This window comes from Paenibacillus sp. JT31N17 (assembly GCF_056269255.1).
On record NZ_JBWDNP010000011.1, the window covers coordinates 218677 to 233724 of the forward strand.

At 53.7% G+C, this 15048-nt stretch carries 13 protein-coding genes; 6 read left to right on the forward strand and 7 right to left on the reverse strand.

Annotated features, from left to right (window positions below):
- Positions 1 to 79: 79 nt before the first annotated feature.
- From AC0YOB_RS27585 to AC0YOB_RS27600, 4 genes are all read right to left on the reverse strand, one after another.
- Entirely contained in the window at positions 80 to 1159 is a 1080-nt protein-coding gene (locus AC0YOB_RS27585) for an efflux RND transporter periplasmic adaptor subunit (RefSeq protein ID WP_475795499.1), read from the reverse strand.
- Between the two features lie 29 nt (positions 1160 to 1188).
- The gene (locus tag AC0YOB_RS27590; RefSeq protein WP_475795500.1) at positions 1189 to 2547 is read right to left on the reverse strand and encodes an ABC transporter permease; all 1359 of its coding nucleotides are present in this window, start codon (positions 2545 to 2547) and stop codon (positions 1189 to 1191) included.
- Positions 2544 to 3254 (reverse strand): ABC transporter ATP-binding protein, encoded by a 711-nt coding sequence (locus tag AC0YOB_RS27595; RefSeq protein WP_210038679.1) that lies wholly within the window; start codon positions 3252 to 3254, stop codon positions 2544 to 2546. Before AC0YOB_RS27595 ends, AC0YOB_RS27590 begins: the two co-directional genes overlap by 4 nt.
- Before the next feature lie 195 nt (positions 3255 to 3449).
- Complete coding sequence (locus AC0YOB_RS27600) at positions 3450 to 4727, reverse strand: phytoene desaturase family protein (protein ID WP_475795527.1); 1278 nt, start codon at positions 4725 to 4727, stop codon at positions 3450 to 3452.
- 200 nt (positions 4728 to 4927) lie between these two features.
- Between AC0YOB_RS27600 and AC0YOB_RS27605 the strand changes: the two genes are divergently transcribed.
- Positions 4928 to 5704: an ArsR/SmtB family transcription factor gene (locus tag AC0YOB_RS27605; RefSeq protein WP_475795501.1), complete on the forward strand. Its 777-nt coding sequence runs from the start codon at positions 4928 to 4930 to the stop codon at positions 5702 to 5704.
- Between the two features lie 59 nt (positions 5705 to 5763).
- On the forward strand, positions 5764 to 6177 hold the full coding sequence (locus tag AC0YOB_RS27610) for a VOC family protein (protein ID WP_475795502.1): 414 nt from the start codon (positions 5764 to 5766) through the stop codon (positions 6175 to 6177).
- Between the two features lie 78 nt (positions 6178 to 6255).
- On the opposite strand, the gene AC0YOB_RS27615 is transcribed toward AC0YOB_RS27610, so the two are convergent.
- The 3 genes from AC0YOB_RS27615 to AC0YOB_RS27625 all read right to left on the reverse strand — a co-directional run bounded on the left by AC0YOB_RS27615 (position 6256) and on the right by AC0YOB_RS27625 (position 9300).
- Positions 6256 to 6873, reverse strand: coding sequence for an LptM family lipoprotein (locus AC0YOB_RS27615; RefSeq protein ID WP_475795503.1), 618 nt, complete (start codon positions 6871 to 6873; stop codon positions 6256 to 6258).
- Positions 6866 to 8479 (reverse strand): sensor histidine kinase, encoded by a 1614-nt coding sequence (locus AC0YOB_RS27620; protein ID WP_475795504.1) that lies wholly within the window; start codon positions 8477 to 8479, stop codon positions 6866 to 6868. Before AC0YOB_RS27620 ends, AC0YOB_RS27615 begins: the two co-directional genes overlap by 8 nt.
- Positions 8480 to 8619: 140 nt before the next feature.
- Complete coding sequence (locus AC0YOB_RS27625; protein ID WP_475795505.1) at positions 8620 to 9300, reverse strand: response regulator transcription factor; 681 nt, start codon at positions 9298 to 9300, stop codon at positions 8620 to 8622.
- 424 nt (positions 9301 to 9724) lie between these two features.
- Here AC0YOB_RS27625 and AC0YOB_RS27630 point away from each other — a divergent pair, with 424 nt between their 5' ends.
- The 4 genes from AC0YOB_RS27630 (at position 9725) to AC0YOB_RS27645 (ending at position 14998) form a co-directional block, all read left to right on the forward strand.
- Positions 9725 to 11332: a gamma-glutamyltransferase family protein gene (locus AC0YOB_RS27630; protein ID WP_475795506.1), complete on the forward strand. Its 1608-nt coding sequence runs from the start codon at positions 9725 to 9727 to the stop codon at positions 11330 to 11332.
- A 350-nt stretch (positions 11333 to 11682) separates the two neighbouring features.
- Complete coding sequence (locus tag AC0YOB_RS27635) at positions 11683 to 12996, forward strand: extracellular solute-binding protein (RefSeq protein ID WP_210038674.1); 1314 nt, start codon at positions 11683 to 11685, stop codon at positions 12994 to 12996.
- Positions 12997 to 13045: 49 nt separating this feature from the next.
- Complete coding sequence (locus AC0YOB_RS27640; RefSeq protein WP_475795507.1) at positions 13046 to 13861, forward strand: sugar phosphate isomerase/epimerase family protein; 816 nt, start codon at positions 13046 to 13048, stop codon at positions 13859 to 13861.
- A gap of 3 nt (positions 13862 to 13864) precedes the next feature.
- Complete coding sequence (locus AC0YOB_RS27645; protein ID WP_475795508.1) at positions 13865 to 14998, forward strand: Gfo/Idh/MocA family protein; 1134 nt, start codon at positions 13865 to 13867, stop codon at positions 14996 to 14998.
- The last annotated feature ends 50 nt before the right edge of the window (positions 14999 to 15048 follow it).

Consider the following 15048-nt stretch of genomic DNA (forward strand, 5'->3'; position numbering starts at 1 on the left):
CGCTTACCCTTTACTCCCCGGAACGGAAAGCCTGGGTAATCCTGCCTTCCCGGCTGCTGCATTTCCCCTGCAAGCTCTGTTAATTCAGAACAACGGTATCGCCAACCTTCAAGCCTTCCAGCACCTCCGTATTCTCCGGTGTTTCCATGCCGATCTTGATATCCTTGCGCTCGTACATGCCATTTCCCTTGTCCAGCATAACATAGTAGGCATCCTGCTCACGCATGACCGCGATGGTCGGCACGACAGTAACCTTTTCCTTGCGCGTGATTTCAATTTCGCCGTTCAGACTGAGGCCCGCAATCAGATACTCGCTGGGCTCAAGCGCAATCACCACCTCGAACTGGGCGGCCTGGTCGATATTGTTCTGATCCGTCCCGGTCTTGGCGAATTTGGATACCTTCAATACGCTGCCCGAGAGCTTCAGCTCCTTCTTGGCTGTCATTCTGACGACAACCGGCATCCCCGGCTTAATGCTGAAGATATCCTGCTCGCCAACGAGCGCAATCAGCTGAAGCTTGTTCAAATCGACGATTTTGCCCACATATTGATTATCGGTTACCATCTGCGGATGGGCGCTGGCGCTGTCATACAGAAAAATACCCGAGGCGGGAGAGCGGTACTTGGCCTCGCTCAGCTTGGCCTTCTGCTGCGCAAGCTCCTTGAGCTTGATTCCGCTCGTGACCTCGCTTAGCTCCTGGTTCAGTCTGGCGACCTCCTTGGATGCAAGCTCCCTTGCCCTTGCCGTTTCGTCGCCAAGCGCTACCGCCTCCTGGTCCAGCTTGTCCATGTAGGTGTTAAGCTCGGATTCGAGCTTCGATTTATGTATTTCCGCTTCCTGCTGCTCGATCTCGTTCTGCAGCTGCGTCTGGTCCAATTGAAAGAGGACATCCCCCTGCTTCACCTGCTGACCGTCCTCCACCTTCCACTCCGTAACCCTGGAGCCAAAAGGAGCATAGACAAACGTCTCCTGCTCATACATCGATTTCCCTTTTACTTCAACCGTATTGACGAGCGTTTCCGTGCTTACCTTGAAGGTGATAGCCTGCTTGTCCGCCATTTCCTCGATTCGAGGCGCAGGCTTGGATACGGTATAGAGCGCGTAGCTGATGCCAATGAGAATGATCCCGATAATCAGCCATTTTATTTTTTTCTTCATGCGAGCTTCTCTTCTCCCTTCATGTATAGCTAATCTCGCCGGATGGCGGTCAGGGCATCTGTGCGCGACGCGCTGATCGCCGGATAAATGCCGGATAATACGCCTGTCATAATGGCAAACAGCATGCCAATGGGAATGGTCGTCAGCGGGATGAAAATAATGACCTGCTCCTGCTCGGGAGCAACCGCATTAATGATGCCGTTGATTCCCCATACAATCCAGTAGGAGAACAATACACCCAGCAGGCCTCCGAGAAATCCCAGCAAGGCCGCCTCCACGATAAACATATTGCGGATTTGTCCCAAATTCGCGCCAAGCACCTTCATAATGCCGATCTGCCTCCGCCTTTGATAGGTCGACATCGTCATGGCCACCACGATCGAGATGGAGGCGATAATGAGAATAAACACGCCGCCGCCCAATGCGACGCCCTTGATGATGCTGAACTGCTGGGCGATCCGCTCTTTCTGCTGCAAATTGGTTTGTGTTGACAGGGTGAGCTTCTGGATTTGTTTTTCTACCTGCTCGGTGTATGCTTGATCGTCCACTTTGACGAGAATGGAATTATAGACATTTGCCTGCGCAAGCTGGCTTTGGCCGGGATATAGCTCCTGCATGAGCATTTGCGCGGTGTCCAGCGATATGTAGGCCTTCTTGTCATAGGAGGCGGACTCCTCGCTCACCCCGCTTGCTTTCTTCAGGACCCCTGCCACACGGAAAGGCGAGCTGACCGTTGTTTTCTCCGGCTCTTGAAGATTGCGGAACTGGACCTGCCTTTGATAAAGCGGAGAGGGCGTCTGGTTCAATTTATTGTATTGCTCCGTCAGCTTGCTGTCGTAGGGATTCTTCTGCATCTGCTCCAGCACGCTCTGCCGCGCGGCTTCGTCGACGAGTCCGAGTGTCGCGCCGTAACTGAGGATAACGGTCCCCTGCAGATCGGAAGGAGCGCCCTGCATGAGCGGTTTATCGAATTCCGGAAGCAAATTCAGATCCGTCCCGATGATTTCAATATAGGAATTGCGGCTATCCACCGTTTGCATTTGAAAGCTGTTCAGCTGCTGGAATGGCGCCGCGGCTTTCACATGCGGGATATTCCGGATAATCTCCAGCTTCTGGTCCGTCAGCTTCCCCCGCTCCAGGCTCTGCTCATCCGTTGTTTCCTGACTGCCTGGAGAGGATATGCCGCCGTTTTCCGTCACCGTAATCTCATCCATTTTGAAGAAGCTGTTCATTTCCTGCTCAATATAGGTCTGTGCCGATTCGCCCACGCTTAATGCGACGACAATGGCCGCGCAGCCGATGGAAATTCCCGCCGCGCACAGCGCCGTGACCACTTTCCGGCGTTTGACCTGATCCCACGACAAGCGCGTAATGTCGCGAATTCTCAACTTCTGTTCCCCCCTGCCCACACTGTGCTGGCCGCATCCGTCTCGGTGACGAGAAATCCGTCCCGAAGCGCAATAATATGCTGCGTTTGCTGTGCAACCTCCCGTTCATGCGTCACGATAATAAAGGTCGTCTTCATCGTTTCATTGAGCTGCTTCAGAATCGCGATAATTTCCTCCTCTGTCCGGGTATCCAGATTGCCCGTAGGCTCATCCGCGAAGATGACCGAGGGCTCCGTAATCAGGGAACGGGCAATACTGACGCGCTGCTGCTGTCCGCCTGACAGCTGCGAAGGAAACATATCCGCCTTCTCCGGAATGCCCACCTGCTCAAGCAGATCCAGCGCCCGCTGCTTGCGCACGGAGGGGCGGATCGATTGAAACACAAGCGGCAGCTCCACGTTCTCGCGGACCGTCAGATTGGCAATCAGCTCATATGCCTGAAAAATAAAACCGATATGCCCCCGCCGGAACTCCGCCAGCTTGTTCTCCCCCATGGTTACAATGTTGTGGCCGGCAATATGGATCGTGCCTTCCGTCGGCTTCATCAGACCCGCCATCAAATTCAGCAGGGTGGATTTGCCGGAGCCCGAGCTTCCCAGGAGTGCGATCATCTCGCCCTGCTTGACTTCGAAGCTGATATGCTGAAGCACCGGGGTGATTTCGCCGCCGTTCTTAAAAGAATGAGACAAGTTTTCAACACGCAGCATACATTCCGATCCTTCCCTTTGTTATATTGGGTCGCCCTATATAATGGTAAATCTTCTATATATACGATTAACGGCTCCAAATAGCTTTATATGGAAACAGTTCAGGGAAAATAAAAAGACATCCGGCGGCAGATGTCTTCCTGGCGATGCTGGTCTATTTGATGATGAAAATGAATCCGCTCCTATGCATGCCCGTTACATCTCTGCATACATACCGCTCAGCGCCTGCTGCGCGGCGAGCCTGGCGCTGGACATTGCCGCATCGGCGAGCCGGTCATCCCTGCCGACCCAGTCGCCGGCGACGAACAGCCCGCGGACTTCCGGAACAGCGGGACTTGCCGCCGGCCCCACTCCATTGTGATGAATCGTGCGCGCATCATGTGCTACGAGAAGTCCGGGCAAGTATCTGGAGGCGACCATTTCCTCCTCCCAGCCGGGCTGCAGCAGGTCAAGAAGGCCGGTCAACTGCTTCTTGTCGGCCCCCGGCTCTGCCTCGCTGCGGGTATTTTTGTATTTCATGAGATGCAGGACATATGAGCCGTTATCGCTTAATGTAACCGAAGCCGAATGATTGGAATAATAGAGCGGCTGATCCATGCCCACAGCGAAGAGATGCTCCGGTCTCGGCACTTGCCGCAGCGCCACATCCAGACACGCGGCATAGATCGGACGGGACTGCGCCTTCCAGGATCCGAGCGACATACGCTCCGAGCCTTCAACCATCCGGCAGACTTCATCCGGACCAACGGCGGCAATAACAGCGGAGACTTCAACCGGCGTTCCATCAGACAGCACGATGGAGCGGACTTTCCCGCTTCCGACTGCAATTTGCTCCGTTTTGCGCCCGGTGGCGATCACGGCACCCGCTTGAACGGCCAGCTCCCGCAGCTTATCCGCAACGGTCTGCCAGCCGCCTTCCACATACTTGACGCCTTGCGATGCAAGCTGCGACTGCCTTATGGCATAGCCCGCGCTTAGCAGATGCAGATCACCGCAGAACGCCGCCTGCCGGCACATGGCACTGAACAGGAGCCGGACACGCTCGTGGACAAGATTGGTTTCCACCCACTCCTGGAGGCTGATCCCGCGAAGCGAAGCGGTATCGATTTGGCGCAGACCGCCCGTGAGCCGGGTCCATTCCGCATTTTCTTCGGGTGAAAAGTGCTGCGGAATTTGCATAATCTCCCCCTTCAGAATTCCCAGCATCCTGCCTGCGGCCGTATAACCTGTCTTCGGCCGGCAGCCGAGCTCCTCCAATATCCGCAGCGCCGCTCCTCCCTCGTACATGGCATGAGGACCGAAGTTAAAGAGCGCTCCATTCTTGTTGACCGTTTGGGCAAGGCCTCCCGTCCGGCCCGCTTTCTCCAGCACGATAACGGATTTGCCCGCTCTTGCCAGAAAAACGGCAGCAGTCAGTCCTGCCAGCCCACCGCCGACTACCGCGGCATCATATTTGTTCCCGTACGGATTCATCAATTAAATACCTCCGATTCCCCACCCCGTAACGCGTGCGCAGTAAGCACAAAGAGTTGTCGCTTTTACCGGGGCATGATATAATGTGACCATAAAGTCACCTTTATATTATGTTACCATCAAGTAACATGTCAACACCACGATAAGAAATAAATGCGCTTTTCCCGGATAACGGATCCGGATCGAATAATCTATAGGGGGTGTGCCGGCTGGAGAACGATATATTTAAAGCGCTGGCCGACCCGAGTCGGCGCACACTGCTGGATCTGCTGCAGGAATCGGATGGACGCACATTAAGCGAGCTGTGCACGCATCTGGACATGTCCAGGTTCGGCGTCATGAAGCATCTTAATCTGCTGGAGGAAGCAGGCCTTATTACGACAAGGAAGGTCAGCAGAGAGAAATTGCATTATCTGAATCCCGTGCCGATCAGGCAAATCTATGAACGATGGGTTAGCAAATATGCCGAGCCCTGGGCCTTGCAACTAACCGCCATGAAATCTGAACTGGAGCGTGAACCTGTTATGGAGCATAAGCCGCGTCACATTAACCGCATCGCCATCCGGTCGACTCCCGAAAAGGTATGGCAAGCCCTTACCGACCCGTCTTTGACATCTAAATATTGGTATAATGGCTTTATCCGGTCTGACTGGGGAATCGACTCTCCTTATGAGATTCTGAGCCCGGAAGGACAGGTTCAGGCTAAAGGAACCATCATCGCGTTTGACCCTCCCCGCAGGCTTGTCATGTCCTGGCAGCTGCTCGCATTGGCCGAGACTGCAGAGGAAATTCCCTCCTGCCTCACATGGGAGATCGAGCCTCTTGACGAGCTGGACGGGGTCACACTGGTAACCGTCACACATGACGAATTCGAGCTGTCGCCCCATACTTCCCGGGTACTTGAAGGCGGTTTGCCGGTTGTTCTGTCGGGTATGAAGACATTGCTCGAGACCGGAACCTCCCTGTCAGGGGGTTAATGGCGGGCCTGCCAAGAAAATCGGAACGGCGAATCAAAATTTGAGCTGGGGGAATGCATATGAGTCATTCAGGCCGGGAAGAACGGCAGAAGGCGGCTGCGCAAAGTCCGATCAGGAACAAGGTCGGCAGTGTTTTTGTGCCGGTCCGGGATATTGAGCGGTCGCGGGATTGGTACTGCCGCTTGCTGGGGCTGTCTCCGGGAGATTGCGAAATCATGAACGGGCATCTCTGCCCGCTGCCGATGGAGGGAACGGGTCTTATCCTGGACACGATGCCGATGTGGGGCGGGAAGGAACCCGGAGGCGCCCCGAATACAAAGACGCCGGCGTTTATGCTGGTGACCCGTGACCTGCAGGCTTCCTATGCTTTTGCCCAAGAAAATAACATTAACCTGGTCACGGATATCCAGCAGGATCACTGGTTCGTCATCAAAGACCCCGACGATAACCTGTTGATGGTTTGCCGGGAATAACATAGAAAAAACAGAGCAATCCCATTGGGACTGCTCTGTTTTTCAAACCCGTTCATCGCATGCACCTCTGCTGAGGCATTAATTCAAGGTTATTTTCTTTTTCCAGGTTAACTCCTGGCCTTGATCATCCTTGAACAGGAAGCTTACCTCGCCTTCCTCGCCCTTCATCGTATCCGGATAGAAGAAGCCGGAGAATTGTCCGTCTCCGCTGATGTAGAACCCGTCTTCCCCGTTTTGTCCGTGTTCAATGGCTTCCGCTATCGTATTGGTAATCTGGGTCTTGTCGGAAACCCACTGAATTTGACTCAGCGAGTACCCTTCCGGGAGCTTGTTCACCACAAAATCGAAACTGTTTCCCTCAATCGGCTTGGGAGTCTGATCGATAATAATTAAAATTTCCTTGTCGGAATCCGCTGCACTGCCATCAGCGGCGGCATTGTTTGGGGAATTCGCCGCAGCGCCCTCATCAGAGGCGGCATTGTCCGGGGAACTCACAGCATTGCCGTCCTGAGCAGCAGTATTGTCTGGAGAATTCGCCGCATCGCCGTTCTGGCCGGCGGTATTCCCTTGATTGGTTTCAGCCGGGGTCGCGTTTTCAGGATCCGATAATCCGTTGTTTGATTTTGCACCGCACGCGCTAATCAGAATCAGCGCAATCAGAGCTGTAATAAGATAGATGATTTTCTTGTTATTCATGATGTTCTCCTCTGCTTTCATTTAATGTAAAAGAAAATGCGACGCCTTGACTCGTGTTGACCGCACCATACTCGCTTTCGTGAAGCTCCAGAATATGTTTGACGATCGCAAGTCCCAGACCAGTCCCTCCGGATTTACGGTCCCGGGAACGCTCGGCCCGGTAGAAGTGATCCCATATCCGGCCCATATCCGCCTCTGCAATGGGCGGTCCGGTATTTTCGATAACTGTAGTTACCTTTCCCGGAGAAGTCCGCCTGATGTCAATTGTAATGACACTGTTCTCCACCGCATGCCGAATGGCGTTGCTCAATAAATTCATGACTACCTGTTCGATTCGTCTGGGGTCTGCCGTGACTAACGGTACTTCCCCATCCTCCTGGCTTAACCTGACCTGCAGTCGCTTGCTCTCCAATTGACCGGAAAACGAATCAGTCGCCTTATGAACAAGGCTTGCCATCGACAGGCTTCCCGGCTGCAGCCGAACGGCCTTGACTTCAAATTTGGAAAGCTCCAGCATATCCAGAATTAAAGCGTTCATCCGATCCGTTTCATTGACGATGAGCGCGAGATAACGGTCTCTTTTATCGCTCGCCACCCCGTCCTGCAGCCCCTCGGCAAATCCTTTAACGATGCCGAGCGGCGTCTTCAGCTCATGGGAGATGTTCGCGATCAGCTCTTTGCGAAGCTGCTCGGACCGCTCCTTGTCTTCGATATCCTCCTGCAGCTTCTCATTCGCATGGGTAAGCTCCTTCAGGGCTGCATCCAAATTCCGGGATAACACAGTCATATCGCGCGAAAGATCCCCGAATTCATCCTTTGAACGGATTTCAGGCTGTGCGGTAAAATCCAGTTTCGCAAGACGCGCTGCCGAGCGGCTCAGCATCACTAACGGACGGGAGACAATCCGGGAATAAATCAGGGACAGAACGATCACAAGGATAAGAATAACTGGCGCGATATAAACAAAATATTGCTTCAGTGTCTCGACCGCTTCCCCGACAGGCTGCAGCGAGGTCATGACGAATAAATAACGGTCCCCGTTCTTACCCTCGGGCAGCTCCCGGATCAGAACCGCGTAACTGACGCCGCTCCATTCGTCTGTCCATTCCACTTGAACAGGGGAACCATCCTGCAGCAGGGAACCGTATTGTTCCGATTGCTCTCTCCAGTCCTCAAGCGCATCGTCGATAAGGGAATCCTGATAGAGAGGGTTGTACGACCGCTGCTCGGGCAGCATCAAATCCGTTATTCTCCCTTTCACACGCACCAAACCCTGTTCAAGCTCCGAATTCTTCTGCTGGATGACCACGGGCTGCATGACGGTATCCGCCTCATCCATGAAGATCCCGTCCACCACCAGCGTATCGCCGATTTGCATCACTTGCGGGATGGAATTAATCGTCATCCCATCCTGCGGGATAGGAATGGTAACCGTCTTGCTGCCTACTTGCAGCTTCAGAAAATAGGGATTGATAGCTGTCCGTTCGAACCGGTCATTCAAGATTGCCGTGCTGGTATCATTATGGTTCATAAAGGCGCCGAGCAGCCGCGACACCTGCTGTCCGCCCGCTTCCGCCTGTTCGAATTGATCCGCGAATTGATTCATATTCCTCTCTAACGCATGGATCTTGGACGACCGGTAAAACCGCTCGAAAAACAATCCTTCCGCCAGCATAACCAGGGAAAAAACAATTAAAATCAGAACAGATGTGACAATGAAAAGTTTTAGGACTACGCCGCGCCTTCTCATGCTTCCATGTCAAATTTATAGCCTGCGCGAATGACGGTGCCTATATACCGGCCTTCGTCTCCGAGCTTGGCTCTTAATTTTTTGATATGGGTGTCGACTGTGCGCAAATCCCCCAAGTAATCGTAACCCCATACCGAATCCAGAATATATTCACGGGGCAGGACCTTGCCATAGTGCCTGGTGAGAAAGAGGAGCAACTCGTACTCCTTCGGCGACAGATTGATCGTATTGCCCGCAACAGATACCGTATGCGCCATTCTGTTCACCAATAAATCCCCATAGACCAGCATGTCCCCTTCACGTCCGATCGTTCCTTCGGTTCTTTTCATTAATGCAGTAGCGCGGGCTACCAGTACCCTCGGACTCAAGGGCTTCGTCACATATTCATCGGCGCCAAGCTCGAACCCCATAACCTGATCATCGTCCTCCGCCCTTGCCGTGATCATGATGATCGGCACGTCCGATTTCTCGCGAATGCGCCGGCATACCGACCATCCGTCCATTTCCGGCATCATGATATCCAGAACAATCAGATCAACGGTGGTCCGTTCAAAAATTTCCAGCGCGAGTCTTCCGTTCTCCGCCTCATGCACTTCCCATTGTTCCTTTATGAAATAATCCGTTATAAATTCACGCATAAGCATATCATCTTCTACTAACAATATACTTCGTTTCATTGCTGTACACTCCATATCTGCCTGCAATCTGGTGTATCTTAATTTAAGCTGCGGCATGCATTCTTATACCGTCATGTTATCACAAGATTATACCGGACACGGCATTTTTCCTGCTCTCTTCATCATGCGAGCCACACCTCCATTTGTAACGTCAAGACCAAGTATAGAAGACATCTGTGTACAACGTGTGTAGGTTTGGAGCAATATAGCGAAAAAAGAATGGGCCTCAAACCCGTTTAATATTTTGGGATATTATCATATTTGCGTAGGATATCGGTTCTGAATGACACGGATTATAATAAACACATTAACCTTACGTAAAGAAGAATGGGCTAAGTCGTTCTATTGAACAAAAAATAAAGCGCATACATCAGTTGAAAACCTTATTCAGTTGATTGAAGCAGCAGAGGAGGAGAGATGCAGCATGAATTATGACGCCTTATGGAATCCTTACCCCTCCAGAAGGATGGTAACCTACGCAAAAAAAGGAATGGTCGCCACCACCCAGCCGCTTGCCGCACAGGCGGGCCTCGATATGCTTAAAGCGGGAGGCAACGCGGTGGATGCGGCCATCGCCGCGGCCGCCTGCCTGACTGTCGTCGAGCCGAATTCCAACAGCATCGGAGGCGACTCCTTCGCCATCGTCTGGATCGACGGCAAGCTGCACGGCTTGAACGCCAGCGGCCCGTCTCCCGAATCGATCTCAATCGATAAAGTCCGAGCCGCCGGATACGACAAAATTCCGGCCTACGGCATGCTGCCGGTTACCGTTCCCGGAACGCCGGCGGCCTGGGCCGCTTTGTCGGAACGGTTCGGCCGTCTTCCGCTCGCCGAAGTGCTGAAGCCGGCGATCGAATATGCGGAGAACGGCTTCCCGGTATCTCCGACAATAGCGAAATACTGGAAGCTGGGCTATGACAATATCAGCGCTTTGAACAATGAAGTGCATGAGCCGTGGATGGACACGTTCGCGCCGGACGGCCGCGCACCAAGCGCAGGCGAGATTTGGCGCTCAGCGGATCACGCCCGTACACTGCGCTCGATTGCCGGGACCCGGGCGGAATCGTTCTATCGCGGAGAACTGGCGGAACAGATCCATGCTTTCTTCCGCAAGCATGGCGGATTCCTGAGCAAAGAGGATTTGGCCCAATACAGACCGGAGTGGGTAGATCCGATCAGCGTAAATTACCGGGGCTACGATATCTGGGAAATTCCTCCGAACGGACAAGGACTCGTCGCTCTGATCGCTCTCAATATTCTCAAAGGCATGGATTTTGACGCGAAGGATACGGTATCCACCTACCACAAGCAGATTGAGGCTGTGAAGCTGGCTTATGCGGACGGTCTGAAATATATTACGGACCCCCGCAGCATGAAGGTCACCGTCCAGGAACTGCTCTCCGGGGCTTATGCAGACCAGCGGAGATCATTGATCGGGATGGAAGCTTTGCTTCCATTGGCCGGCGAGCCGCCTAAGGGAGGCACGGTCTATTTGGCAGCGGCGGATGGCGAGGGCAATATGGTCTCGTTCATCCAGAGCCATTCCGGCGACTTCGGCTCCGGAATTGTCATTCCCGGAACGGGGATTTGCATGCAGAACCGGGGTGCCGGATTTTCCATGGATCCTGACCACGCTAACGCCCTTGCGCCCAGGAAGAAGACCTACCATACGATAATTCCGGGATTTATCACGAAGGACGGAATGCCGGTCGGCCCCTTCGGCGTGATGTGCGGATCGATCCAGCCGCAAGCGCATGTGCAGGTCGTGATGAACGCCATCGATTTTCATCTTAATCCCCAGGCAACGCTGGATGCGCCGAGATGGCGCTGGATTAAAGAAAAGATAATCGAGGTGGAACCGCAGTTCCCCGATCACATCGCCCAGGCTCTGGCCAGAAGAGGGCATGTGGTGCAGCGTGCGCTGGATTCGGGCATGTTTGGACGGGGACAGATCATCTGGCGGGATTCCGCAACCGGCGTATTGGCTGGCGGCACAGAACCAAGGGCGGACGGCGAAGTGGCCGCGTGGTGAGTCCGGCTTTTATCCCGCCGCGCAGCATCCCGGTGCGTAGTGCGGGCCCTGCATAACGGCGGCCGGCCGCATATTTCTTCTGTCGGCAGCAGCATTTTGCCTATTGTATAATCGGTGGTACCCTGCCCTGCTTCCCGCCAAAATGCGCAATAGCAGGGCTTTTCATTATTTTCAACCCGACGGCTGTCCAATCGCGATATACCTCAAAAACAAGTATCATGTCCTGTATCTGCATTAAAAATTTGGATGTTATCATAATTCGCCGGGATAGTAAGAGCAAATGAGCTCATTATATAATAGTCCTGTAAGGTTAATGTTAATAAAAATAACATAAGATGAGGGGAATGTGTATGGGTACAGGTTTTTTTCGAAAATCGCTTCTTGCTGTTGCTTCTGTTGCACTGATTGTCATTACAGCTTGCGGGAACAACAACACCGCCACGGAGAACGGTCAGCCTCAGACGGCATCCGATGAGAAGGTTACGCTCACCATGGAGGACAACTGGTCGAGTCCCAATGTGGACAATGAGCTGTACAAGGAGCGGATCAAGAAATTTCAGGAGCTGAATCCGAACATCACAATCGAAGCGCAGGATATCCCTTCCGCGCAGTACCGTACCAAGCTCCGCACGGAAGCGGCCGGAAACAGCATGCCCGATATGTTCATCCTGTTTCCCGGCATCGATATGGACCCTTACATCGACGCCGATGTGCTGATGCCCATTGATGAAATCATGGACAACTGGAAAGACGTCCTTCCCGCTCAGGCGTTGGCCGGTTATAACGTAGATGGCAAGCAGTACGCCATCCCGACGAAAATGACCTTTGTCGATATCATCTACTACCATAAAGATATGCTGGCGAAGGTTGGCTACAATGAATTTCCGACGACCTATGCCGACTTCCTTGACCTGGTGAAGAAGCTGAAAGCGTCAGGCGTCACGCCGATGGGTATCGGCAACAAGAACAGATGGCCGCTGCAGTCCACTTTCATGTCGGCTGTCGGAGACCGCGTTGCCGGCACCGATTTCCTCACCAAGGTCAAGCAGGGCGAAGCTAAATTCACAGATCCCGACTATGTCAAGGCATTGGGCATTCTCGATGAGCTGAACAAGGCCGAAGCGTTCAATTCCGATGTGAACACGATGGACGAAGTGCAGGTGCAGGATTATTTCCTGCAGAAGAAATCCGCCATGACGATGACAAGCTCGACGATCGACACCAAATTCCGCGTCAGCAATACGGAAAACCCGGATAACATCGGCATTGCGCTGTTCCCTTCCATCGAAGGCGGCAAAGGCTCGGCAGGCAAAAGCGCCGGAGTCGTCCAATACGGTATCGGGCTGAGCAAAGAATTAAGCGGAGCGAAGAAAGATGCGGCGCTCAAATTCCTGCAGTACTTCTACGCCCCTGAATTGTACCAGAACCTGATGAGCAAAGGCATCGTCGTTCCGGCTACGGTGGAAATGCCAGCGGATACGAGCAAATATTTGAAGGAAATGATCGAGCTGACCAAGAACGGCGATGCCCTTGTGTTCGACAGCGTAATGCCGGCAACGATCAAGGATGTGATCGAGAACGACCTTCAAGCCATCACCATGAAGCAGAAAACGCCGGAACAAGTCGCTCAGGATATGCAAGAGGCCATGGATAAGATCAAATAATTCGGGCGGAGCGTATATCCCGTCTGGTCAGGGAATGGAGGAATGGCAAGTGAAAGCTTCCCTTGGAGGATTCTCCTTCTACCAGCTGTTCAGCGAAGGCGAAATGGACATCTTCGGCTATCTGGAGACGGTCAAGCACCGCTACAGGCTGGAAGCTGTGGATCTGTGGAACGCTTTCTTCACAGATCGCAATGTTCCGCTCTGGAAGCTCGCAAGCGATGACCATCTCCGCAAAATCAAACGATCGCTTGACGAGAAGCAACTGACAGTCGCCAACCTGATTGTTGACCGGGCCCACTTGTGGGACCCGGATCCCGATGTCAGGGAGCAGCTTCACCGCAATGCGCTGGCGCATCTGCATGCTGCGCATCTCTTGGGAGCCCGGACGGTTCGAATCGATGCCAACCGGGGACCCGGCGAGATGACGGAGGAGCAGTTTGTGTATACGGTTCTACGCTATCGGGAATATGCACAGATAGCCGCCGATTACGGGTTTACGGTTGGCCCGGAGAATCATACGGGCGTATCGCTTGATCCCAGGTGGATGAAGCGGATCGCTGAAGCTGTCGATCACCCGGGATATGGTATTCTGCTCCACATCGGACGATGGAATGACACCGGTGAACAGGGAAACCGGCTTGTTGCCCCTTGGGTAAACCACGTACATCTGGATGCCCGGACGCTTGCTTCTCCAGGAGCCGAAGATGCCGTCAAGGCGCTGGCAGACAGCGGATATGAAGGATATTGGGCGGTCGAATATAACGCCCCGTCCGATCCGTACATCGAGATTGAATGGGCATTGGCCTCAATGAAAAGACTGCTGGCGGCGGTAAAACGGACTGCCGGGCAGAAATTGGAGGCGTAAACATTGGAAAATGCAAAAATCAGAATCGGCGTTATAGGCGTAGGGATTATCGGCAAGCAGCATCTGGACAACTATTCCCGCATTGAAGGCGCGCAGGTGGTTGCCGTATGCGACATCAACGAACGGGAAGCCCGGGAGACTGCGGAGAAATACGGGGTTCCCGATGTTTACACGGATTATAAAGAGCTGCTGGCGCGGGATGATATCGATGCGGTAGATGTATGTCTGCATAATAACTTTCATGCGCCGCTGACGATCGCAGCGCTCCAGGCCGGCAAGCATGTTTACTGCGAGAAACCGATCGCCGGTTCTTATCACGACGGCAAATGGATGGTGGACGCCGCCCGCGAGTCCGGGAAGATGCTGCATATCCAGCTGGGCATGCTGTACAAGAAGGAAACGAAGGCCGCGAAGGCCCTGATCGACGACGGACAATTGGGCAAGCTGTTCCATGCCCGGTCGAGCGGCTTCAGGCGCCGGGGCCGCCCTTTTGTAGACGGCTTCGGCACCGCCCATTTCACGAGGAAGGAAAGCGCAGGCGGCGGCGCCCTTCTGGATATGGGCGTATACCATATCGCCCAGATGCTGTATCTGCTCGGGAACCCGCCGCTCGCACGGGTCACCGGCAAATTAATTCAAGAGATGGATATGGATCCGCAAAGAGGCGCGCAAAGCGGCTTCGACGTGGAAGAGCTCGCGCTTGGCTTCGTCACCTTTCAAGGCGGCGTGACGCTGGATATTTTCGAAGCCTGGGCCGTTCATCTCGGCGGCGTTGAAGGCAGCAGCATTATCGGCTCACGGGGCGGCATCCGGCTTCCCGCCTATCATTCGGCGGAGCAAACCTCCGAATTCAGCTATCATACGACCGTCGCCGATATGGATCTGGACAGCCGGATCGACTTGAACCGGATGGATACCCGCTGGCACCGGATGAGAGAGAATGAAGATGCGTACGATTCCTCCCAGCAGCACTGGATTGCTGCCCTGCAGGGCCGTGTCAGCCTTCTGCCGACGGCCGAAATCGCGCTTTCGACGATGCTGATCAGCGAAGGCCTGTACCTCTCCGACGCGTTAGGCCGCGAGATGACGGCAGATGAAATCGCTGCGGGCTCGAAGTCTCTCGCAATCTGGATATAACCGAAAAACGGATCAGGGATTTATTGTATAAAGGCGGCTGAGGCTTGTCC

Bases quoted from the DNA above. Each gene is read 5' to 3' on its own strand.
- AC0YOB_RS27585 (WP_475795499.1), bottom strand. From the start codon at position 1,159: ATGAAGAAAAAAATAAAATGGCTGATTATCGGGATCATTCTCATTGGC.
- AC0YOB_RS27595 (WP_210038679.1), bottom strand. From the start codon at position 3,254: ATGCTGCGTGTTGAAAACTTGTCTCATTCTTTTAAGAACGGCGGCGAA.
- AC0YOB_RS27600 (WP_475795527.1), bottom strand. From the start codon at position 4,727: ATGAATCCGTACGGGAACAAATATGATGCCGCGGTAGTCGGCGGTGGG.
- AC0YOB_RS27610 (WP_475795502.1), top strand. From the start codon at position 5,764: ATGAGTCATTCAGGCCGGGAAGAACGGCAGAAGGCGGCTGCGCAAAGT.
- AC0YOB_RS27615 (WP_475795503.1), bottom strand. From the start codon at position 6,873: ATGAATAACAAGAAAATCATCTATCTTATTACAGCTCTGATTGCGCTG.
- AC0YOB_RS27620 (WP_475795504.1), bottom strand. From the start codon at position 8,479: ATGAATCAATTCGCGGATCAATTCGAACAGGCGGAAGCGGGCGGACAG.
- AC0YOB_RS27625 (WP_475795505.1), bottom strand. From the start codon at position 9,300: ATGAAACGAAGTATATTGTTAGTAGAAGATGATATGCTTATGCGTGAA.
- AC0YOB_RS27630 (WP_475795506.1), top strand. From the start codon at position 9,725: ATGAATTATGACGCCTTATGGAATCCTTACCCCTCCAGAAGGATGGTA.
- AC0YOB_RS27635 (WP_210038674.1), top strand. From the start codon at position 11,683: ATGGGTACAGGTTTTTTTCGAAAATCGCTTCTTGCTGTTGCTTCTGTT.